At 55.4% G+C, this 19,457-nt stretch carries 23 protein-coding genes and 1 tRNA gene; 8 read left to right on the plus strand and 16 right to left on the minus strand.

Annotated elements, in window-relative coordinates:
• Positions 1 to 170: 170 nt before the first annotated feature.
• Positions 171 to 2,963: a DNA gyrase subunit A gene (gyrA, locus tag FS804_RS02050; protein WP_063948980.1), complete on the plus strand. Its 2,793-nt coding sequence runs from the start codon at positions 171 to 173 to the stop codon at positions 2,961 to 2,963.
• A 93-nt stretch (positions 2,964 to 3,056) separates the two neighbouring features.
• On the opposite strand, the gene FS804_RS02055 is transcribed toward gyrA, so the two are convergent.
• From FS804_RS02055 to FS804_RS02065, 3 genes are all read right to left on the minus strand, one after another.
• Positions 3,057 to 3,317, minus strand: a complete 261-nt coding sequence (locus FS804_RS02055; protein ID WP_003502750.1) for a hypothetical protein — start codon at positions 3,315 to 3,317, stop codon at positions 3,057 to 3,059.
• Between the two features lie 83 nt (positions 3,318 to 3,400).
• On the minus strand, positions 3,401 to 4,819 hold the full coding sequence (locus tag FS804_RS02060; protein WP_186376634.1) for a D-alanyl-D-alanine carboxypeptidase family protein: 1,419 nt from the start codon (positions 4,817 to 4,819) through the stop codon (positions 3,401 to 3,403).
• A gap of 213 nt (positions 4,820 to 5,032) precedes the next feature.
• The gene (locus FS804_RS02065) at positions 5,033 to 5,716 is read right to left on the minus strand and encodes a hypothetical protein (RefSeq protein WP_371417838.1); all 684 of its coding nucleotides are present in this window, start codon (positions 5,714 to 5,716) and stop codon (positions 5,033 to 5,035) included.
• Between the two features lie 183 nt (positions 5,717 to 5,899).
• Here FS804_RS02065 and FS804_RS25115 point away from each other — a divergent pair, with 183 nt between their 5' ends.
• The 5 genes from FS804_RS25115 (at position 5,900) to FS804_RS02090 (ending at position 8,536) form a co-directional block, all read left to right on the plus strand.
• Complete coding sequence (locus tag FS804_RS25115) at positions 5,900 to 6,163, plus strand: hypothetical protein (protein ID WP_144574240.1); 264 nt, start codon at positions 5,900 to 5,902, stop codon at positions 6,161 to 6,163.
• A 15-nt stretch (positions 6,164 to 6,178) separates the two neighbouring features.
• Positions 6,179 to 6,406 carry a hypothetical protein gene (locus tag FS804_RS02075; protein ID WP_144574242.1) on the plus strand — a complete coding sequence of 76 codons (228 nt, stop codon included), beginning with the start codon at positions 6,179 to 6,181 and terminating at the stop codon, positions 6,404 to 6,406.
• Positions 6,407 to 6,740: 334 nt separating this feature from the next.
• Entirely contained in the window at positions 6,741 to 6,893 is a 153-nt protein-coding gene (locus tag FS804_RS02080) for a hypothetical protein (protein WP_186376635.1), read from the plus strand.
• 87 nt (positions 6,894 to 6,980) lie between these two features.
• Positions 6,981 to 7,070: transfer RNA gene (locus tag FS804_RS02085), tRNA-Ser, on the plus strand.
• Between the two features lie 167 nt (positions 7,071 to 7,237).
• On the plus strand, positions 7,238 to 8,536 hold the full coding sequence (locus FS804_RS02090; protein ID WP_144574246.1) for an integrase arm-type DNA-binding domain-containing protein: 1,299 nt from the start codon (positions 7,238 to 7,240) through the stop codon (positions 8,534 to 8,536).
• Positions 8,537 to 8,567: 31 nt separating this feature from the next.
• Here FS804_RS02090 and FS804_RS02095 read toward each other — a convergent pair whose 3' ends face one another.
• Positions 8,568 to 9,083: a HEPN domain-containing protein gene (locus FS804_RS02095; protein WP_144574248.1), complete on the minus strand. Its 516-nt coding sequence runs from the start codon at positions 9,081 to 9,083 to the stop codon at positions 8,568 to 8,570.
• Complete coding sequence (locus tag FS804_RS02100; protein WP_144574250.1) at positions 9,070 to 10,152, minus strand: DUF262 domain-containing protein; 1,083 nt, start codon at positions 10,150 to 10,152, stop codon at positions 9,070 to 9,072. Before FS804_RS02100 ends, FS804_RS02095 begins: the two co-directional genes overlap by 14 nt.
• Positions 10,153 to 10,563: 411 nt before the next feature.
• On the opposite strand from FS804_RS02100, the gene FS804_RS02105 reads away from it, so the two are divergent.
• Both FS804_RS02105 and FS804_RS02110 read left to right on the plus strand, forming a co-directional pair.
• On the plus strand, positions 10,564 to 11,406 hold the full coding sequence (locus FS804_RS02105) for a hypothetical protein (protein WP_144574252.1): 843 nt from the start codon (positions 10,564 to 10,566) through the stop codon (positions 11,404 to 11,406).
• 101 nt (positions 11,407 to 11,507) lie between these two features.
• Positions 11,508 to 13,688 carry a UvrD-helicase domain-containing protein gene (locus FS804_RS02110; RefSeq protein WP_144574254.1) on the plus strand — a complete coding sequence of 727 codons (2,181 nt, stop codon included), beginning with the start codon at positions 11,508 to 11,510 and terminating at the stop codon, positions 13,686 to 13,688.
• A 177-nt stretch (positions 13,689 to 13,865) separates the two neighbouring features.
• Here FS804_RS02110 and FS804_RS02115 read toward each other — a convergent pair whose 3' ends face one another.
• Genes FS804_RS02115 through FS804_RS02165 form a run of 11 tightly spaced genes read right to left on the minus strand, consistent with a single transcriptional unit; the run spans position 13,866 to position 19,406 of the window.
• Positions 13,866 to 14,189 (minus strand): hypothetical protein, encoded by a 324-nt coding sequence (locus FS804_RS02115; RefSeq protein WP_144574256.1) that lies wholly within the window; start codon positions 14,187 to 14,189, stop codon positions 13,866 to 13,868.
• Complete coding sequence (locus FS804_RS02120; RefSeq protein ID WP_144574258.1) at positions 14,186 to 14,410, minus strand: hypothetical protein; 225 nt, start codon at positions 14,408 to 14,410, stop codon at positions 14,186 to 14,188. The genes FS804_RS02115 and FS804_RS02120 overlap by 4 nt, the downstream gene beginning before the upstream one ends.
• Positions 14,407 to 15,327: a DUF5131 family protein gene (locus FS804_RS02125; protein ID WP_144574260.1), complete on the minus strand. Its 921-nt coding sequence runs from the start codon at positions 15,325 to 15,327 to the stop codon at positions 14,407 to 14,409. The genes FS804_RS02120 and FS804_RS02125 overlap by 4 nt, the downstream gene beginning before the upstream one ends.
• Positions 15,320 to 15,925, minus strand: coding sequence for a hypothetical protein (locus FS804_RS02130; protein ID WP_144574262.1), 606 nt, complete (start codon positions 15,923 to 15,925; stop codon positions 15,320 to 15,322). Before FS804_RS02130 ends, FS804_RS02125 begins: the two co-directional genes overlap by 8 nt.
• Entirely contained in the window at positions 15,922 to 16,506 is a 585-nt protein-coding gene (locus FS804_RS02135) for a hypothetical protein (protein WP_144574264.1), read from the minus strand. The genes FS804_RS02130 and FS804_RS02135 overlap by 4 nt, the downstream gene beginning before the upstream one ends.
• Before the next feature lie 3 nt (positions 16,507 to 16,509).
• Positions 16,510 to 17,196 (minus strand): hypothetical protein, encoded by a 687-nt coding sequence (locus tag FS804_RS02140; protein ID WP_144574266.1) that lies wholly within the window; start codon positions 17,194 to 17,196, stop codon positions 16,510 to 16,512.
• Positions 17,189 to 17,614, minus strand: coding sequence for a hypothetical protein (locus FS804_RS02145; protein WP_144574268.1), 426 nt, complete (start codon positions 17,612 to 17,614; stop codon positions 17,189 to 17,191). Before FS804_RS02145 ends, FS804_RS02140 begins: the two co-directional genes overlap by 8 nt.
• Positions 17,611 to 18,318 carry a hypothetical protein gene (locus tag FS804_RS02150; RefSeq protein ID WP_144574270.1) on the minus strand — a complete coding sequence of 236 codons (708 nt, stop codon included), beginning with the start codon at positions 18,316 to 18,318 and terminating at the stop codon, positions 17,611 to 17,613. Before FS804_RS02150 ends, FS804_RS02145 begins: the two co-directional genes overlap by 4 nt.
• Entirely contained in the window at positions 18,311 to 18,709 is a 399-nt protein-coding gene (locus tag FS804_RS02155; RefSeq protein WP_144574272.1) for a hypothetical protein, read from the minus strand. The genes FS804_RS02150 and FS804_RS02155 overlap by 8 nt, the downstream gene beginning before the upstream one ends.
• On the minus strand, positions 18,706 to 18,888 hold the full coding sequence (locus FS804_RS02160) for a hypothetical protein (protein ID WP_144574274.1): 183 nt from the start codon (positions 18,886 to 18,888) through the stop codon (positions 18,706 to 18,708). The genes FS804_RS02155 and FS804_RS02160 overlap by 4 nt, the downstream gene beginning before the upstream one ends.
• Positions 18,885 to 19,406 (minus strand): hypothetical protein, encoded by a 522-nt coding sequence (locus FS804_RS02165; protein WP_144574277.1) that lies wholly within the window; start codon positions 19,404 to 19,406, stop codon positions 18,885 to 18,887. Before FS804_RS02165 ends, FS804_RS02160 begins: the two co-directional genes overlap by 4 nt.
• Positions 19,407 to 19,457 lie beyond the last annotated feature (51 nt).

The following is a 19,457-nucleotide window of genomic DNA, read 5'->3' on the forward strand; positions in this document are numbered from 1 at the left end:
CCCGCACTTTAAAAGGGACGGCCGCGCATTTGGGCGGTGAAATCGTGAAAACCGGCGTTTGTCTTGCAAATGACGCAAAAGCCTGTTCAAAACTTGCCGGGAAATTGGCTTAACCTTCCTGTTTCCGCTATAAAAATCCATCCGATTCTTAACAGAGAATGTGATCCGTTTTGACTGACCAGAGCCCCCCCGGCGGCGGAAAGCTTCCGCCAGGCATTGAACCGATTTCCATCATGGAGGAAATGCAGCGGTCGTATCTCGATTACGCCATGAGCGTCATCGTTTCCCGCGCGCTTCCCGATGTGCGAGACGGCCTGAAGCCGGTTCATCGCCGTATCCTTTACGGCATGTCCGAACTCGGCATCGACTGGAACAAGAAATACGTCAAATGCGCTCGCGTCACCGGTGACGTGATGGGTAAATTCCATCCGCACGGCAATTCGGCGATTTATGATGCGCTGGCGCGTATGGCGCAGGATTGGTCGCTGCGCCTGCCGCTGATCGACGGGCAGGGCAACTTCGGCTCCATCGACGGCGATCCGCCGGCGGCCGAACGTTACACCGAATGCCGTCTCGATAAGGCCGCGCATGCGCTGCTTGATGATCTCGACAAGGAAACGGTCGATTTCCGCGACAACTATGACGGCACGCTGCAGGAGCCCGTGGTCATTCCGGCCAAGTTCCCAAACCTGCTGGTCAACGGGGCAGGCGGCATCGCGGTCGGTATGGCGACGAACATCCCGCCGCACAACCTGTCCGAAGTTATCGACGGCTGTATCGCCCTGATCGACAATCCTGCGATCGAGTTGCCGGAACTGATGCAGATCATTCCTGGCCCGGATTTTCCGACCGGTGCGCTGATCATGGGCCGTTCCGGCATCCGCTCGGCCTACGAGACGGGCCGCGGCTCGGTCATCATGCGTGGCCGCGCCACGATCGAGCCGATGCGTGGCGACCGCGAGCAGATCATCATCACCGAAGTTCCCTATCAGGTGAACAAGGCGTCGATGATCGAAAAAATGGCTGAACTGGTCAAGGAAAAGCGCATCGAGGGCATTTCCGACCTGCGCGACGAATCCGACCGCCAGGGTTACCGCGTCGTCATCGAACTCAAGCGCGACGCCAATGCGGATGTCATCCTGAACCAGCTTTACCGCTACACGCCGCTGCAGACCTCGTTTGGCTGCAACATGGTGGCACTGAACGGCGGCAAGCCCGAGCAGATGACGCTGCTCGACATGTTGCGTGCTTTTGTCTCCTTCCGCGAAGACGTCGTGAGCCGTCGCACGAAATACCTGCTGCGCAAGGCGCGCGAGCGCGCGCATGTGTTGGTCGGTCTGGCGATTTCCGTCGCCAATATCGATGAGGTCATCCGCGTCATCCGCCATGCTCCCGATCCGGCGTCGGCCCGAGAAGAACTGATGACCCGTCGCTGGCCTGCACAGGATGTGGAAAGCCTGATCCGCCTCATCGATGACCCGCGCCATCGCATCAACGAAGACGGGACTTACAATCTCTCCGAGGAACAGGCGCGCGCCATTCTCGAATTGCGCCTCGCACGTCTTACGGCGCTCGGCCGCGATGAAATCGGCGACGAGCTGAACAAGATCGGGGCTGAGATCAGCGAGTATCTGGAAATCCTGTCATCGCGCCTGCGCATCATGCAGATCGTCAAGGATGAGCTGACCGCCGTTCGTGACGAGTTCGGTACGCCGCGTCGCTCCGAGATCGTCGAAGGCGGTCCTGATATGGACGATGAAGACCTCATCGCCCGCGAAGACATGGTCGTCACCGTTTCGCATCTCGGTTACATCAAGCGCGTGCCGCTGACGACCTATCGTGCACAGCGTCGCGGCGGCAAAGGGCGCTCCGGCATGGCAACGCGCGACGAGGATTTCGTCAACCGTCTGTTCGTTGCCAATACCCATACGCCTGTCCTTTTCTTCTCCTCGCGTGGTATCGTCTACAAGGAAAAGGTCTGGCGTCTGCCGATCGGCACACCGCAGTCGAAGGGCAAGGCCCTTATCAACATGCTGCCACTGGAACCTGGCGAGCGCATCACCACCATCATGCCGTTGCCCGAGGACGAAACGACCTGGGAAACGCTCGACGTGATGTTCTCGACGACGCGCGGCACTGTTCGCCGTAACAAGCTCGGTGATTTCGTACAGGTCAACCGCAACGGCAAGATCGCCATGAAGCTGGACGAGGAGGGCGATGAAATCCTCTCCGTCGAAACCTGTACCGACCGTGACGACGTGTTGCTGACGACTGCGCTTGGCCAGTGCATCCGTTTCCCCGTGGACGATGTGCGCGTCTTTGCCGGCCGCAACTCGGTTGGCGTGCGCGGTATCAACATGGCTGAAGGCGACCGCATCATCTCCATGACCATCGTTGGGCACGTTGAAGCTGAACCGTGGGAGCGTGCGGCCTACCTCAAGCGTTCGGCCGCCGAGCGGCGCGCTGCCGGTGTCGATGAAGAAGACATCGCACTTGTTGGCGAGGACGTGACGGAAGAGGGCGAACTCAGCGAAGAGCGCTATCAGGAACTGAAGGCACGTGAAGAATTCGTGCTGACGGTTTCCGTGAAGGGCTTCGGCAAGCGGTCTTCTTCGTATGATTTCCGCACCTCGGGCCGAGGCGGCAAGGGCATCCGCGCCACCGATACCGCGAAGACCAACGAAATCGGCGAACTCGTTGCCGCCTTCCCGGTGGAAGAGGGCGACCAGATCATGCTGGTCTCGGATGGCGGTCAGCTGATCCGCGTGCCGGTCAACGGCATCCGCATTGCCAGCCGCGCCACCAAGGGCGTGACGATCTTCTCGACCGCCAAGGATGAGAAGGTGGTTTCGGTAGAGCGCATCAACGAGCCCGAGGGCGACGATGAGGTGGAAACCGGTAATGGCGACGATCTAGCCGACACGCCGCCGGATGCACCTGAGGCACCGGAGAGCGAGGCGTAAGCCGCCTCGCCATCCCCTGTAACCGGTCAAGAAAAACCCCGCGGCGCTCAGGCTCCGCGGGGTTTTCTTTGTATGGATAAGACGCGATCTTTCTCAGCGGATCCGGATATGGACTGGAGCACGGCCCGAACGGCTCGCGACATGAAGGTGAATGTTTGCTTCCGGCTGGTTCGAGCGCCACGCACGGGCGCCATGCGACAGAAGCAGCGCCACGAGATCGCGCGTTTTTGCCTTGGAACGATTAAGACCGAGATCGGCGATACGCATTGCCGCTTCGTGAATGGGATGCAGAACCGAAAGGCTGCCATGCCCGTTGCCAGACGCAATGTCCGAATAATTCTCGTTGACTGCCATCTTGGAAAGCCTCGCTACTCATTACACAATTCGAGGAGACAGGCGATGTCTCGACAATAAAGCACCGCCTGCGGAAACGTCTGTTACTGGAGTGACGCCCAGCAGCTGACGCCTTTCTTTTTCAATGCATTACATGCATTTACCGCGGCGTTCTGGCCGTCGAAGCCGCCGAAACGGGCGCGGTAGATCTGGGAGCCGTCCTTGCTATAGGCGACCGTGAAGGGTTTTGCGGAGCGCAGGGCCGCGCCGCCTTTTTCCTGTGCGTTCTGCAACAGGCCGCGTGCGGAGTTCTCGTCCGGCGATGCGCCAATCTGGATCACCCAGCCACCCTGGGGCGCCTCTGCCCGTGGTGAGACGGAAGGGGCTGTGGAAGCAGATGCTGCCGTCGATGCGGTGACGATATTGTCGACCTTCGTCGAATTGGTGATCAGATTGCGGTCGGGAGCAGCCGGTGCGCGAACGATCGGGTCCTTGCCCTTCTGCCAGGTGGCGGCTTCCATGGCCTTGACGGCCGGGTTGGAAGCGGAACCAGCAAAGGCGCTAACGGGCGCTTCTTCGTAACGGGTCTGCGGAACCGGGCCCGCATGCGGCAGGCCGGCATCCGTTGCAGCAACGGCCACGGAAGGAACGGCTGCTGCAACTGCAACAGGCTCTTCGACCGGTGCGGAGCGGGTCTGCGCAATGAGGTTGCTGTTGCCGCCGCGCGATGCCTGCGGCAGATAGGTGGCCACAAGCTTGCGCATCGTGGCATCACGGGCGGCACTGGACCGTCCACCAAGCACAACAGCCACAATCGACCGGCCATCGAGCTGTGCGGATGTGGCAAGATTGCTGCCGGCTGCGCGGGTGTAACCCGTCTTGATGCCGTCCACGCCCTTCACGGTTCCGACGAGGCGGTTATGATTGCCGATAACCTGCTTGCCGAAGTTGAAGGTACGGGTGGAGAAATAGCCGTAATATTGCGGGAAATGCTGGCGAAGAGCGATGCCGAGACGGGCCTGGTCGCGCGCCGTCGTCATCTGCGCTGTATTAGGCAGGCCGTTGGCGTTGCGATAGGTCGTGCGGGTCATGCCGAGTGCACGGGCCTTTGCGGTCATCATCCGGGCAAAACGATCCTCGGAACCGCCGAGATATTCGCCAAGCGCGGTCGCCATGTCGTTGGCGGAGCGGGTGACGAGTGCGAGGATGGCCTGCTCCACGGTGATGCTGCCGCCGGCCCGCACGCCGAGCTTGGATGGAGGTTCCTTGGCAGCATTGGCCGATACCGGTACCTTCGAATCAAGGGAGATACGCCCGGCGCTGAGCGCTTCGAACGTGAGGTAAAGCGTCATCATCTTGGTCAGCGACGCCGGATAACGCAGACCATCCGGATCCTCGCCATAGAGAACCTTGCCGGTCTTGGCGTCGATCACGATGCCCGCATATTTCGGATCGGCCTTCGCAGTCTGAACGGATGTTGCGGTTATGAACGCCGCAGCAAGGGTTAGCGCAATAAACCTCACGAAAGACGTTGCACCCGCTCTGCGCGAATGTGCTCCAGATAGAATTTTCAACACTGCTGAACTCTTCAATCGCATATTTATGTTCCGCTCGGACACGCCCCGCCCGATGCTCCGAGACGAAACTTTATCGGTATGGCGTTACCAAGTGGTTTATGAAAGGTATCCGACTTCCATAAAATGCGACTTTTCGCATGTTGCCCGGTCTGTGCCGTGTCATGGATTTCCGTCTTTTACGAGGCGGTGCTCGATATAGTTTTTCACGGCCGCATCCACCTTGTCCCACTGCGGCAACAGGAGAGACGAGAAGCGATAGAAGAGGCTCAAGTCCTGCCCGACGCGAATATCGCGCTGGCAATCGCTGCCCGTCGGCTGCTGCGGCGGCTCTGGCATGAGGCAGCGCACCACATAGGCGCTTTGACCGTTTCGTTCGCCCGTCAATATGACCTCCTTACCGTAGCCGGAATCGGTGCGCAGCCGGTGAAGCAGAAGACCGTGCTTTAGCGGCACCGGCTCGCCTTCCGTCAGCCGTGCGTAAATCGGCCCGAAACGACCCGACATATCCTCCGACATGGTGCTCCGCGAAAGCTTGATGAATATCAGCCTTGGCGCCTGCGCGGGATCATCAAACAGGGATCGATTCGCTTGCTCGTACCCCCTCAGATCGGGCCAGGTCAGGAAAAGATCGACGCGGTCGCGCTCTCCGCCGAAACGCTCGGCAGGTGCGCGGAGCGTATTCTTGGCGAGCCTTAGCCGATCATTGCCGATAACGATCTCTACCGCGTCGGTTTCGGTTGTGTGGCCTGCCTGGCTAATCCGCGCCCCATACCATTTTATCCCGACATTCATCGCAGCAAGGGTGACCAGCAGGCTTACACCGACGAGGGCGGCACGAAACATGAAGGAAGGTGAAAACGGGCGCTTATGGTCGGTCATCGGTGATGGTCAACGGCTTCCGGTCGTTTTTCGCTTCGGCAGGGTTTACAGTGTGGAAATAGCCGTGACGGTCTTAACCTGCCGTGGCTGCCATTGAAATGGTGTTTTGCCGCTGCTACCTGATAACCATTGAACAAAGGACGGCACATGGCAGCGCGCGACAGATATTCCCGGAAGCTCGAATGTTCGAAATGCGGACATCAAGGCTTTGCCGAAGCTTCTGAATCGGACGATAAGAGCCGCCGTGACGTCGATTTTCGCATCGATGAGATGCCGATAGGTTTTCGTGTCGAACGGCCCTCCGGCGATCCGACCGATTTCATGATCCGTTGCGCGCAGTGCGGCAATATATTCCGTTTCCTCCAGAAAACCGCCTATGCGCCCGGGGGTGAGCCGCGCGTGAAAGCCTGAGCGGAAGGTATCGGCATGAGTTTACCGCAACCACCCAATGGAGCACCGCAGAGACGCAAGCCGCTTTGGCCCTGGATCCTGCTGCTTGTTCTGACGCTGTGCGCCATCTATTCCTACAATCGCGCCGGCGAAATCATCGCTGAGTTGTCAGACACTTTGCCGCCTGCTTTGCTGGACTTGTTTTATGATATCCTGCGGGGTGAGGGAGGCGCCGGCCATGGCAGGCCCAGCATCGGCGTGTGATATGCAATGTACGAATGCGCAGGCTCTGGCAGCCGTTTGTTTCCAGGTGCCTTAAAAGAAAAAAGCCCCGCGGATAAGCGGGGCAGGTTGATCGCTCGGGGAAAGTTGGGCAATGCCCGGGAGCGATGGCGTGATATAAGTGACAATGTGGCTGACGCGATAGGTCACTTCCATCCCAAACAGTACGCCTCGAAAGAAATTTCGGACAATTCGTATCTTTTCAGACGATGAACTCTGTCAATCTGTAAGACAACTTGACAGACTTCGATTTATTCTTCGTGCTGCCTCGAATTGCACATATTCGGCTTTAACATATCGTGACATGAGCAGACGCATGGACAAACCCGGTATCTTCTTCGTGGCACTTTTGCTGGTGCTTGTGGCAATCGTGTTAAGCCTCACCTTATTCGACACGGCGCAGCAGGTTCCGTCTATCCCATCGGGCGACGGTTCGCTCCTGCCGCCCGCAACGACGCCTGGGCAATGATCGTCTGTGCTTCAAAAGATGAGCTGCTTCGTCTGCTTGGCGGGATTGACGGCCATTTCCAAAACGCTATAAAGCCTCACCACCGATGGATGGGTGTCCGAGTGGTTTAAGGAACCGGTCTTGAAAACCGGCGTGCGTGAGAGCGTACCGTGGGTTCGAATCCCACCCCATCTGCCATTTTTGTTTCGCATATGTTCCCATATGTTCTCGTTGGCCCTTGCGCGCCGCGTTCCTTCCAGTTCATATATTCCCGCTGGTTCCCATAACGTTCCGTACTATCCCGGTCATTTCCGGGTACCGAACCGGGTATCAGGATTGGAAAACCGGGTATCGATGGAGTGGGCGTGCTTACCGACACGGCGATTCGAAAAGCGAAGGCGCAGAGCAAGCCTTACAAGCTCTCCGACACTAATGGCCTACACGTCTATGTGACGAAGGCCGGCAGCAAAATTTTCCGGTACCGCTATGAATTTCTAGGCAAGGAAAAGACGCTCGTCATCGGCGATTATCCTGAGATGAGTTTGCTCGAGGCGCGTCGCGCCAGAGACGAAGCGCGCCTGCTGCTCAAATCTGGACGGGACCCGTCGGCGCAGAAGAAGCTAGAAAAGGTCATTCAGCGCTCTGATGCGGAGGCAACGTTCTCGGTCCTCGCAAAAGAGTGGTTCGACCTTGCCAGCACGGTTTGGGCACCAGCTCACGCCAACGAGGTTTGGCGGACCCTGAAACGGGACGTGCTGCCGCACATTGGTGGGCTGCCTATAACGGTGATCGATGCGCCGACCGTCCTCGGAGTGTTGCGGCTGATCGAGAAACGCGGAGCTGTTGAAACGGCAAAGCGTCATCGCCAGCGGATATCTGCCATATTCGTATACGCCATTTCTACCGGCCGAGCGACGAGCGATCCCGCCGCAGTAGTGCAGAGCGCTCTTGTACCGCTTCATAAGGGGAGGCGGCCTGCGCTGACCACTGTCGAGGCGATCAGGCAACTCCTTGCCGATGTTTGTAAAACGCCTGGGCGACCACATGTAAAACTCGCGCTGAAGCTGCTCGCCATCACGGCGGTGCGACCTGGCACTCTCGCGGACACGCCTTGGTCCGAATGGGCCAATCTGGATGAGGATAATCCAGTTTGGCGTATCCCTGCGGCACGCATGAAACTCAAGCTCGAACGAAAGCAAGATGATCTTTATGACCATCTTGTCCCGCTACCACCGCAGGCGCTGGAGATTATCGCTTTATTGCGTCGGCTCACTGGTCGGGGAGAGTACGTTTTTCCGAACCCACGGCGACCGACCCAACCGATGTCTGCAAATGCGATGGGCTACTTTCTTAACCGGGCAGATTATTATGAGAAACATGTGCCGCACGGCTTTCGAGCGTCGTTCTCGTCAATCATGAACGAACGGTACCCGCAAGATCGCCATGTCATCGATTTGATGCTCGCGCACACACCGAAAGATAGGGTGGAAGCGGCTTACAATCGTGCGCTTCACATTGAGCGCCGTAAGGAGCTGGCGCAGATTTATGCTGATCTCGTGCTGGAAGGCGTGCCGTCACTAGAGGAGTTTGTAAACGGGCCTGTGAGGATCAACAAGAAGGGGCCGAACCCGGCCCGTTCAAGAAAAATAAGGGTCATAGTTTAGATTGCTTCGATTGGGTTTAGATGTCGAATCCCTAATGTCCGTTAAATGCTTGGTCAAAAGAGTAAAGTACTCTTTTTGCCAATCTGTGGGTCGCTACGGCTTCCTCGATAGTGGTATTCCGTGTTCCAGCATGAGCAAAATCATGTCGCCAGCTTAGGATCTGTTTGTAGCATGACTCAATGTTCTTACCTATCCTTTGGTCGATTTTCGTTTTTCGCGCATTGAGTATCTTTTTGAATCTGACAGCTATATTATCGTCGAACAGAGAAGAATACTGATGCAGATCACTGATGGAAATTCTACTGTTCAATTTTTTATAGTTATTGAGCGTGAATGTCCCAAAAGCAATGTGATGGCGATTCGCGTAAGCAATTAGAGTCTCTTTGACGCAACTCTCATAAGATGCCGCAATAGTAACAACTAGCAAGCCTGCAAGATCAGCACGAAATTGACTTGCCCCTATCAGGTCACTTGGGACGAATGCCTTCATCTCTTGAACAAGCTGGTCGATACGGTCAAAGTGTACATCCAAATCAGTTTTGCTCATCAGTAAGTATTCTCCGCGCAGCCTCCAAGCGCGCTTTAAGTACTAGAGTGTCGGTTGTTGCGCCGCTGATTACACTCAAAAAGGACTTGTCTTTGAGTAGGATTGGATATCTGGCTTTGAGTTGTGCGGATGTTATGTCCGGGTGTTCTAATAATATTACCATTACTGCTTCCAGTACCGCCGCATTTATAACGCTTTTTGGCCTGAACGGCTTGGATAGTGCAGCGTTGATAATCTTAACTACGTCAGGGAACCTCGTTTGAAACTCTTTTGCCCTATCTGAAGAAAAATCTTTGTTAGTATCCATCTGGTCGTTCAGATACTTAAGCATTGGCTTTTCATACTCGCCCCAGACGCGAAACAGAGCAAATAGTCTTAACAAAAGCTCAATGTCTTTCTGATTTTTGTCTGGCTTTTTAATGCCAAGGATCTGCTGCCAACCGGCCAGTTCATTAAGTTTTTTGAGGCTATCTACAATCTTTCCACGGTACACGGCATTCCGAATTTCTTGGGGCTTGAGTTGCGTGCCACCCGTATTCAGCCGCTGGAATATGTGGAACACGCTGTCGTTACGCAAGCTCGGTTTGAGCTGCTTGATATTGATTGCGCGTAGCGTCGAGTTCCGAAGTTTTCGTTGATCTTTGGGCGAAAGCTCTGAGAAAGTTTTACCGTTGTACTCGGATCGTTCGGAGAGGCCTTTAAGCTTAAACACTTGGCGTTTGCTCTGATTGTCAGGTTCACCAAACAATCCCTCAAAGAAATATTTTACGGACATAATACGTTGCTGGCCGTCGATAACTTCGAGTTGGTCCTCAGCATTTACGTATAGAAATACTTGGGGAACTGGGAGGCCCATCAGGAATGACTCGATCAACCTCGAGGCCTGCTCAATCTTCCAAACGTAACGCCGCTGGTAAAAGGGGATCACTATGTCGCCGCGATTTACCTGGGATGACAGAAGCTCGAGTGTTGGGTCTGACGGTGATACTGATATATCAAACTCTACGAACGGGACCTCGTCTACTTCTTCTTCCGTATCAAGATCGTCATTTTCGATTGCGGGTTTCACTGAGTTGTCTCCGTTCTTAAACCAGACGGCAATCTAGCGTTGATTCTAGTTTAACGCAAAACGGATTCCTTGTCGGTTTGCGCAATCAAGAATCCGATAGCGACTAGGCAAGCCTACTGAACAACGCGTCAGCAAATGGCACGCAGGTCTGTAATGTCATGACCGCTTTCACTGTTGACGGTAGCAATTCTTTTGCAGGTTATAGACCTATACCTTCGCCCAAGGCGCGCTAGCAGCTTATGTTGCCGCGACGGCATCCAGAACTAGAGTAGGTTTCCACCTCGCGACGTCGGCGCATTTAGGAACAACCGCCGGCAGAATGTGGGAGAAGGAATTATTTACAACCTCATAATATACAGAACCACCTGAGCGTGCGACGCGCTGCGCATTCCGATAGTATATGAGGAGCTAATGATTGTTCGTCCTGATCCGCGGGAACTCACTCAAGGGACAATTTTCACCTGCGCAATTGCTGAGAATTATGCCACTTGTGATGTTCGGGGACTGATTATAACGGCACGTTGTGATGTAACTAATAGGAAAGCAGCTATTTTTAGCTATATTCCGATTGTGAAATATCATGATTGGGCACTGAAAGATGGGGCAGAAATTGTCGCCTCTCGTTTGTCAGCCAACAGCTACGGCGAACTTCGAAAGCTGGTTAAGGCAGCGGGATTAGCAGAATCGGTATTAGAAACTATTTCCTATGACGCTATCAAGGCACATCTTGAGACGAACCAGACTAAAGACGGAAAAACGAGATCTAAGAGATTTTCTGAGCATTGGGAAAAAATGCGTGACGCGGAAGCTTTCCTTGCGTCGCACACGACCTCCGAGGCAAGAACAATTATCTCCGAAAATTTGGGCCTCTACCACGGTCTGGTGAAGGAGTTGGTTGGGAACGGGGTGGCTGAATTTCATTATCTGGATGAAGTCGAGTTCGGGAAGGAGCCTTCTGGCCACGTCGCGCTTTTTAGAGAAATTAGGTTTGTGCCGTCACATGTTGCCAGTAAAATTTTGGATGGGATCGACAATAAAGAATTCGCTGTACTGGAGCGTAGTGGAGCAGCGGGTATGCGCTTTCTTACCGAGGACGATTATGCAATGCCGATCGGCTTGCTTAGATCCCCATTTATCGAGTTTCTTATGCAACGGCTGATGAATTTGTTTGGTCGAATTGGAGTAGCGGATTTGAGCCAGCGACGTATCGACGCACTGAAGAATGCATTCTCGGAACCGGAGATTCAAGCGTGATAAAATACGTCGCTATTCGGGCAGACTCGATCTCGGACATAATTTCCGATAGGTCCCTTCAGTCGGCTGACTTTCCGTCCGGGAAAGGTCTGGCATCGTTGATGCGTGGAGCAGACGCAAGTCCCCCGACGCTGAATCTGGGCTGCGAAAATGCTGGTGATGGCCTGTTCGTTTTCGGGAACGATCCTGATGAGAAGAAGTTTGTGGTCTTTGACCTCGTGCAGAGTGGCTTATCTACCGTTCAATCGGACTATGACGTCCTGCAATATGTTCAGCGAACCCTGAGGTTCGCGTTAAAATATTGGACCAAGGCGGTCCGTGCCCCCAACGAGCGAATTGTGAGCGCGAGAACGGCAGTTGTTTTTCCTTTTTCGCTGAGTCAGCGTAATGGCACGCGGATTGCAATCGATTTGAATCCTGATGTCGATCGTCTCGCTAAGCGAGGACAATCTGGAATATACCTGCTCGTATACAAAATAAGTAAGGATGAGGGTGCTGGTGCCGACGAGACATCCCAAACCAATATATTTAGAAAGTTCATCGAAGAAGTTCCTGCTAATCTTGCGGTGAAGAAACCGGCTGCCAGCAGCGGCGTCAATAATATGTCTGAAATCCAGTTCGTGGATGCAATCTTAGAAAAGACAGCGAAGACGGTCGATATCCATCAGTCCTATGAGACGTGGCTAAAGCTCATAACAGAGAGCCAACAACGGGTTATTTTCGGGACACTTGATCATCCCGTGCGAATCGAAGGTCCTGCTGGAACTGGAAAGACGTTGGCGCTCGTACTTAGAGCAATACGCGCACTTAAAGAAGCTGAGAGCACAGACGCCGACGTCCAGGCAATTTTCTTTACGCACAGTGAGGCGACGCGACGGAGTATTACCACGGTAGTCCAGGCGATGGCAGGTGACGACTTTATATCGCACCAACCGCGTAAGAACCGGCTTCGGGTCGAGACCTTGCAAAGTTATTGTGCTGACTTGCTCCAGAATGAGATCGCTTCGACAGAGTTCGTTGACATGGACGCTTACGATGCAAAGCAATTACAACTTTTATATGTGGAAGCGGCTATATCTGAAGTTGAGCCAGAGTTTTCGACTTACGAAAAATTCATGTCTCCCGAGTTTCTAGCGTATTGGCAAAACGAAGCGCCGGAAGTGAAGAACTATCTAGTGCAGCACGAGATTGCTCTCGTAATAAAAGGTCGCGCTTCAGAGAAGCTTGATGTTTATAAAAAAATTGGTCGCGTGAAGAACGGGCTTCCTACTAATTCTGAAGGCGACAAAGCTTTCTTGTGGCGCATATTTGAATCCTATCGCAAGCAGCTTGTCACCGGGGCACAATTCGATACTGATGACGTCGCAATCAGCGCTGTAAGTCAGCTTTCTGCACCTATATGGCGCCGCAGGCGTTTGCGCGAAGGATACGATGCAATTTTTGTTGATGAAACGCACCTCTTCAACATGAACGAGCTGTCGGTATTCCATCACCTCTCTCGTAATGAGCAAATGTTTCCGATTTCGTATGCGGTTGATCGCTCTCAAGCTATTGGTGATCGTGGTTGGGGCGAAGATATCGACGTAACTTCGCTTATTCCGGATGCGACCGGTCGGAGCGCAGAGCAATCCGTCTCAGTAAAAGGCATTTTTAGATGTTCTCCAGATATCGTAAATCTCGCTTTTGCGATTACGTCTTCTGGGGCAACTCTTTTTTCAAATTTCGAAGATCCGATGAGCCTCTCGTACAGCCAGATGAGCTTTGCGGAAGAGAAGCGTTCGAGATTTCCTGAATATAGATCAGTCGCCAATGATGAACTTATGCTAGAGGAAGCGTTTAATATTGTTGAGAACACGTGGTCGGGGCAAAACACTCAGACGACGGCGGCGATCATTACGCTGTCTGACGAATTAATGCATGCACTCATTGGTCACGCCCAAAAAACTAACAGGAAATTTGAAATCATAAAAAGTCGAGGTGACGCGGATGTTGTGAGAAAAGCAGCTGTCGAAAACAAATTTGTTATCTCTCTAGCAGACTATGTAGGCGGGTTGGAATTCGATGAAGTCGTGCTTGTCGGGATAGATGCGGGTCGTGTTCCGCCGACGGATCTCACAACCCAGACAGAGAGCAAAGCTTACCTCGACTTCGCGGCACACAATAGACTGTATGTAGCTGTAACCAGAGCGCGTTTCGCTGTCACCATACTTGGCGTTACTGAGCGTGGGCCAAGCCCCACTTTGAAACTGGCCTTTTCCTCAGATTCGTTGAAGATGGTTTAGCTGCGTGCGACAGAGGCATTGCGTCGCAGCTAATTAATGGTGCTGGTGACTGTGCTGAGAAAATTCGTGGAGCGAACCTGTGGGGTGGTTCTGTACGAAATGGGTTGCCTTGCCATTGACGCGGACCTCGACAGGTCAATATTGCTTTTTCTGGGCATAAGACAAGTCTGTTCTTCTTCATGAAGTCCTCGAGGCCACTGGCTGCTCGGAGGCGGTGAAATAGTGGGTGATAGCTTCGACGAGCCGGTCCCAAGCGCGGTCGTACAATCGATCGATGCGGAGCCACTGGCGTCTACGCGCCGCCATCGTCGTCGTTTTGGTCTTTTCGCTAATTCGCGTGAGCCCACGGCTCCGCTTGTTCAGTGCCTTCCACCGCGCGCGGAACCGGTCAGGCATGGCGCGGTAGCATTTGCCGCAGATGATCCACGTGGAGCCGGGGTGCTTTTCCTGCGCCGCGGTACGGCGGCAATTGGGGTTGATGCAGGCGATGCGGTCAGTCATAGCCGCCCTACCGAATGTTGATAGGTTTCCCAACATTGCGTTGCGGAGACTTCGCCGTCGTCGCCACGGATTTTAACCAAGCGTACACGGCAATGCCGTTCAACTCGGTTTTTCACCTGCACCGAAGGGATTTCATCCAGATAAGTGAGGAAGTTTTGGTAGGCGGTTCGTTTCGATTTAATTCGGTCAGAAAATCGCATGTCGAACTGAGGATAGGTCATGCTGCCAACGCCTTCGGAAACTGGAGATATTCGGTGCCGTAGATTTCGCGGCCGGCGGCCTTCTTGCCCACCCGCACCATTTTGACGGTGCCGAGATTGGTCACGGAGAAAGCGTTGTCGTCGCGGGGCAGATCAACACATGGATAGGCCTGCTTTAGCTTGACGCCCGGGAGCTTGCGCGCCATGTCGTCAGGCACCCACTCGCCCCACTGCTTGAACAGGAACGGGACAGGCCTGCGCCGGTAGCTGCGGAGCGTGCAGGCGTTTTTGATGTCGTCGAGCCACTCTGGATGCATCGGGCGCGCATCCTTGCCGCTCTCGCCGCCGACAATCACCCAATCGATATGATCCAGCCATTCGCGTTTCAGGCGCACGCGGCCGAGTAGTGGTTCCATGCTCAAGCCGATCCATGGCAGGCCGAGACGCTGCTTGAGGTCGATCAGGCGTGGGATATCCCGGTTCGCCTCGCGCTGGTTGGTAATGGAGAACATCAGGCCGATGTGGCGGGGCCAGTGATCGAGCCACGACGTCGGCACCATCTTGGCGACGTTCGCGCCGCGCTTGGTCAACATGATGATGTTGACCCAGCGAGCCTCCTTAGCTTCCAGAAACAGCTCAAGCCGCCAGGCATCGTCCACTTCGTTGTCGAAGACATCGGACATGGACTGCATGAATACTCGCATTAACCGGCCATGCTCGCTGAAAAAGGTTAGCGGCGAACGGCGGTTCAGCGAGCGAAGTAGCGAAACAGCGCTCTTAATCTTCCGCCGCGGCGCGCCCGGTCCCCATTCGCCGGTGCCGCGGAAAGCGTTCCATGCCTCGGCGTAGCAATGATCACACCCGGGCGAGACCTTCGTGCAGCCCCACCAGAAATTCACGGTGGCGTCGCACCACTCGATTGCGGAGGTTTCAGCCATTGGCGGCCCCCGTCAACTCGTCGAACCGCATCATAAACTCCAAGCCAGCCCTTGCCGGGTCCCACGGCACAATCTCGAAATCGTATGGGATGGCCTCGTCTTCTTTGCTCCAACGCTCGCCGCGCCAAGGCAGGAGGTCCCGCCGCTCGGTCGCCAGCATCCGGACGTCAGCTTTTTTGATTTCCAGCGGGTGCGTCATCTCAACGCCGAACTTCTTGAGAATGGCGGCCTCGCACCTTTTCTCGATAGCCTTGAAGCTCGGGTTCAGTGATTTGAGCGGTGCCGTCATATCGCCGCATACCGCCTCGCCAACTTCATGCATCAACGCCTGCATCGCCAGTTCTGGCGCCACGGCGCGGCTCATGCGGACGCAATGCTCTGCGACCGAATAAAACACCCGCACGTTCAAGATGCGGCTATAGCACTGCCCTGCGCAGCGCCCCTCAAAGGCGAGGCCATAGGCAATGTCCTCGAGGGTGATTTCGCAGCTCTCAGGATCGTCGAAATCGAAATAGGTACCGGACCCAAGCAGGATCGTGGGGCCTATCGCTTTCCGAATGGTGCTGTCGCGCAGCCTCTGGATTTCGGCTTCGCTCATCGCGCCACCTCCGTCGGTTCTTCGACGTGCAGCTCGGGCAACCGACCTTCCTCAACCGCTTTGATGATCAGCGGCATGTCTCTGCCGCGAAGCTGAGTGATGAGCCAGCGCCCGCCGGACAGGGGATAGTGATAGAAATCCGGTGCCGCATAGCCGAACTTGGCGCAGACTGCGGTGGGATCGTAGACGTTCACGCTCGACTTCCACGAAAACAGCTTATACGGAATGCCGGCGTGATCTGCGGCCCGCCGCAAGTTCTCGTCGGGGTCATAGTCCGTGCTTAAGCACGCATCGAAATAATAGGTGCCAGGGCGACCGTATTCGTTTGGCTTGCCGGTGGGCTGTCCGTCGTGGTCGCGAAGGAACTTCATATTGGTGACGAGAGCCTCGCGGAATCGCTCGATCGCCTTGTCCAGCTCTGTCTCGCCTGCTGCCGTGTCAGCGTTCATGTAAGCAAGGCCCGCGCCGAAAAATCCGGCCTCGCTATTGTCGCCATTGTTGAACTTTGGATTGCGTAGCGCGCGGCACCACAGCTCGACGGCGCGCTCTATGATGATGTCTGAAACTTTTTCGCGCTCCATGGCTCAATACTCCCCGTATTCGAGGGAGGGATCGAGTTCATCCATGATGAGCTTCGAGCCGCAGGCGTAAGCAGCAAAGATCATCTTCTGGTAGCCCCAATAGGGTGCCATTCCAATTACCTTGCCGACGTCCCGCTTATTGACGGTGAGGCTCGAGATTTTGCCAGCGGCGTCCACATAAAATTGTGTGTCGCATTCGTAGCGTTTACGGATATCGCCATCGGGATCGATGCCGACGTGGTAACAACCAGCGCTCCAATCGCTCTCTTCGATAAAGACCGAGATTTTACCCCACGGGGTGTCTGACTGCTCCTTCGCCTGCTCGGTCATCTTCGCGATGATCTCTGAGAATGCGAGTACCTTTGGTGCGATTTGGAGAAGCTCCTGCATCTCGGAGGCGAGCTTTTCGTTGAGCAGCTCGTTGATGTTTGCGTCCAGCTTCTCGCGCAGTAGTGCCATGACCATCACGCCGTAGGCCGGAACATCGATCTTGTCGCCGATCGACAACGCAGCGCCCACAGCCGTGGTGAGCTGTTTTTTGAGGTTGCCGCCGTAGCGGAACTCGTCGTCAACAGCGCCCTTTATCGCCTCGTCGATCTTCTTGTCGATCAACTGGCGAATATGTTCTTCCGACGTTTTGCGCGTCACTTCCGCCAGAATGTAATCCTGCAGGTTTGCGGTTTCAGTCATTGCTCGTCCTCGAGAACAGAGAGAAAGGAAGGGGCGCTGGCAGCACCCACAGGTGATACATGTCCGCGTCATCGACGATTTCCGCTTGAGGCGGGTAGACCTCGACTGCGGTGGCGTCGGGACCGGCAATCTCGTCTTTGATCCGCTGCATTTCAGGCCACGTCGGCCGCACGCCAGAAAGCGACGTGATAGCCAAGTGGCGCGTGCCATCGGGCAGGGTGCGATCCAGCACGCTGAACACGTTGTTCCGGTGCGCCGTGGTGATATCGGCGGTCCATCCGTGCGAATGGACGGTGCCGTGGGGAAATCTGAGCGTTTCCCACTTGGTCCATTTGCCGGCACGGCGGGCGATACCTTCGTCGCGCAGGATCAGGCGGCGATTCCGCCGGGGCATGTCGTCGAAGGTGGAATAGCTCATGCCGCCACCTTGTCGATGTTCGCGTGGATCGTGACGAAGGTGTAGGCAATGACCCACGGGTTCTGCGACCATGCGCCTTCGCCGTTGATCCGGTCCCAAAGCATCTGGAACACCTCCCGGGGATTGTGAGAGGCTTGGCCGAAATACTGGTCGCCTTTCTCGACGACATAGCTGCCCGTTGCCGGTAGCTTTTGCAGCCCCTCGGCGCGGGAGTCGTCGGCGCTGATGTCATGCAGACGCTCGACCTTGACGTTCTTCACCTCGAGCGTCAGGCGGGAATGCTTCTTGAACATGAAGCGGGCGGTGCGCTTGTGCCATGCCGGGGTGTGAGGATCTTCGTTGTGCATCCCGCGGCGGAAAACCTCGGGGGCATCGAAAAGAACCGCAGACGAATCCTCGACGAACTGCCATTTCTGTTTGCCCCGCTTGGTCTTTGCCGTGCCCTTCGGTTCCCAATGGCCGTAGCGATAGTGGGTTTCGCACACATAGAAGCGGTCGCCGACCGCAACGCGGGGACGGAAAGGAGGCGACGAAACTTTTCTGCCCCGTGCATCTGCGACGGTGAAAAAGGCCACATCGTTCGGGAGCGGACTATCGCCGACAGCGACGATGTATGGCTCAATGATGCGCCGCGTCTGCGTCTTACGACCGGCCAGAAGGGCGCGAACCATTTCGCGACTGAACAGGATGGGGCGGTCAGTCATAGACTTCCACCATCTTGTCGTCAGGGCTGCCGCCGGCGGCGATATGGGCGTCAAACGCCGCGCGAAGGTTCTCCGGCGTCGATGGGCTCTCGTCAACGAGATCAACGAAGCCCTCGGGCTCGTCGATCATAGACTGATAGGTGGGTGCGCACTCGAAACACCGAGGCTCTATCCCAGCGTGGTACTGATCGCCCGGGAAAATCGGTGCGTCGCAGGCCTCGCACAAGAAGGCGTCGCCGTTCAGGCACTCCTCCACCACGGCCTGAAACTCGGTCTGCGCCTCGAGCCATTCCTGCTGGGTGTGTTCGACGAGCTGGTAGCGCTGTTTGTCCAGCAGTTCGACGCGCTCATTGGCCTCGGCCCAGCGCTTTCTCAGGTCCTCGTGCGTCATGCCGCACCGCCGTTCTTATACTGGCGGCGCAGGGCAATAAACGCGATCATAAAGGCAACGTCGGCAATCGTTGGGGGTGCAAAATAGCCTGGATATGCGAGCTTTGCGACGAAATAACCAAGGACGAGGACAATGGTCACGGCAATGACATCGAGGCATGCCAAGAATAAAGCCTTCATGCCGCACCGCCTTCCGCCGGCGCAGCTTCGCCAATGGTGCCGAGGATCGGTATAGCGACTTCGAAGTCGATCAGGGTTCTGTAATCCTTACCCTCATCGCGGTTCTCATCGCTCTGTACGGCGAGCTGCGCCGTCGATCGGTCGAAATCCTTGACCGTGCCGGCTCGAAGCCAAGGGGTGCAGACACGATCACCGACATTGAAGGGGATTTTTACGTTGTAGAGCGTGACCCACGCGCGAACCACATGTTGATGCGCGCTGTGAATGTCCAGCCTGTCCAAGCATTCGACAAGAGCACTATCAGGTTCCCAGCCGTAACGCTCCTCCAGCTCTTTGGCGTATCCGTAGCCATTGTTATCGATGCAATCCGTCAGCTGGGATTTCAAATCCTTCGGCTGGAACTGTGCGCGAAGGTCTATCCATTCTTGGACCGGCTTCAACAACCTCTCAACCGCCCGTTCGACCACGACGGCATCGTGGTATTTGGGCCGAGGGGGGATTTTCACTATTTCCGTCATATCAAACTCCATGACCTGTTCGGGAAACCCCGCCGAACGCAGGCGGGGAAA

Source organism: Agrobacterium sp. DE0009, assembly GCF_007680755.1.
In the GTDB taxonomy this organism is placed as follows: domain Bacteria; phylum Pseudomonadota; class Alphaproteobacteria; order Rhizobiales; family Rhizobiaceae; genus Agrobacterium; species Agrobacterium tumefaciens_B.

Excerpts from the sequence above, each read along its gene's own strand:
- FS804_RS02055 (WP_003502750.1), bottom strand. The coding sequence starts at position 3,317 with ATGGCAGTCAACGAGAATTATTCGGACATTGCGTCTGGCAACGGGCAT.
- FS804_RS02065 (WP_371417838.1), bottom strand. The coding sequence starts at position 5,716 with ATGTTTCGTGCCGCCCTCGTCGGTGTAAGCCTGCTGGTCACCCTTGCT.
- FS804_RS25115 (WP_144574240.1), top strand. The coding sequence starts at position 5,900 with ATGGCAGCGCGCGACAGATATTCCCGGAAGCTCGAATGTTCGAAATGC.
- FS804_RS02075 (WP_144574242.1), top strand. The coding sequence starts at position 6,179 with ATGAGTTTACCGCAACCACCCAATGGAGCACCGCAGAGACGCAAGCCG.
- FS804_RS02080 (WP_186376635.1), top strand. The coding sequence starts at position 6,741 with ATGGACAAACCCGGTATCTTCTTCGTGGCACTTTTGCTGGTGCTTGTG.
- FS804_RS02095 (WP_144574248.1), bottom strand. The coding sequence starts at position 9,083 with ATGAGCAAAACTGATTTGGATGTACACTTTGACCGTATCGACCAGCTT.
- FS804_RS02105 (WP_144574252.1), top strand. The coding sequence starts at position 10,564 with ATGATTGTTCGTCCTGATCCGCGGGAACTCACTCAAGGGACAATTTTC.
- FS804_RS02110 (WP_144574254.1), top strand. The coding sequence starts at position 11,508 with ATGCGTGGAGCAGACGCAAGTCCCCCGACGCTGAATCTGGGCTGCGAA.
- FS804_RS02115 (WP_144574256.1), bottom strand. The coding sequence starts at position 14,189 with ATGACTGACCGCATCGCCTGCATCAACCCCAATTGCCGCCGTACCGCG.
- FS804_RS02120 (WP_144574258.1), bottom strand. The coding sequence starts at position 14,410 with ATGACCTATCCTCAGTTCGACATGCGATTTTCTGACCGAATTAAATCG.
- FS804_RS02125 (WP_144574260.1), bottom strand. The coding sequence starts at position 15,327 with ATGGCTGAAACCTCCGCAATCGAGTGGTGCGACGCCACCGTGAATTTC.
- FS804_RS02130 (WP_144574262.1), bottom strand. The coding sequence starts at position 15,925 with ATGAGCGAAGCCGAAATCCAGAGGCTGCGCGACAGCACCATTCGGAAA.
- FS804_RS02135 (WP_144574264.1), bottom strand. The coding sequence starts at position 16,506 with ATGGAGCGCGAAAAAGTTTCAGACATCATCATAGAGCGCGCCGTCGAG.
- FS804_RS02140 (WP_144574266.1), bottom strand. The coding sequence starts at position 17,196 with ATGACTGAAACCGCAAACCTGCAGGATTACATTCTGGCGGAAGTGACG.
- FS804_RS02145 (WP_144574268.1), bottom strand. The coding sequence starts at position 17,614 with ATGAGCTATTCCACCTTCGACGACATGCCCCGGCGGAATCGCCGCCTG.
- FS804_RS02150 (WP_144574270.1), bottom strand. The coding sequence starts at position 18,318 with ATGACTGACCGCCCCATCCTGTTCAGTCGCGAAATGGTTCGCGCCCTT.
- FS804_RS02155 (WP_144574272.1), bottom strand. The coding sequence starts at position 18,709 with ATGACGCACGAGGACCTGAGAAAGCGCTGGGCCGAGGCCAATGAGCGC.
- FS804_RS02160 (WP_144574274.1), bottom strand. The coding sequence starts at position 18,888 with ATGAAGGCTTTATTCTTGGCATGCCTCGATGTCATTGCCGTGACCATT.
- FS804_RS02165 (WP_144574277.1), bottom strand. The coding sequence starts at position 19,406 with ATGACGGAAATAGTGAAAATCCCCCCTCGGCCCAAATACCACGATGCC.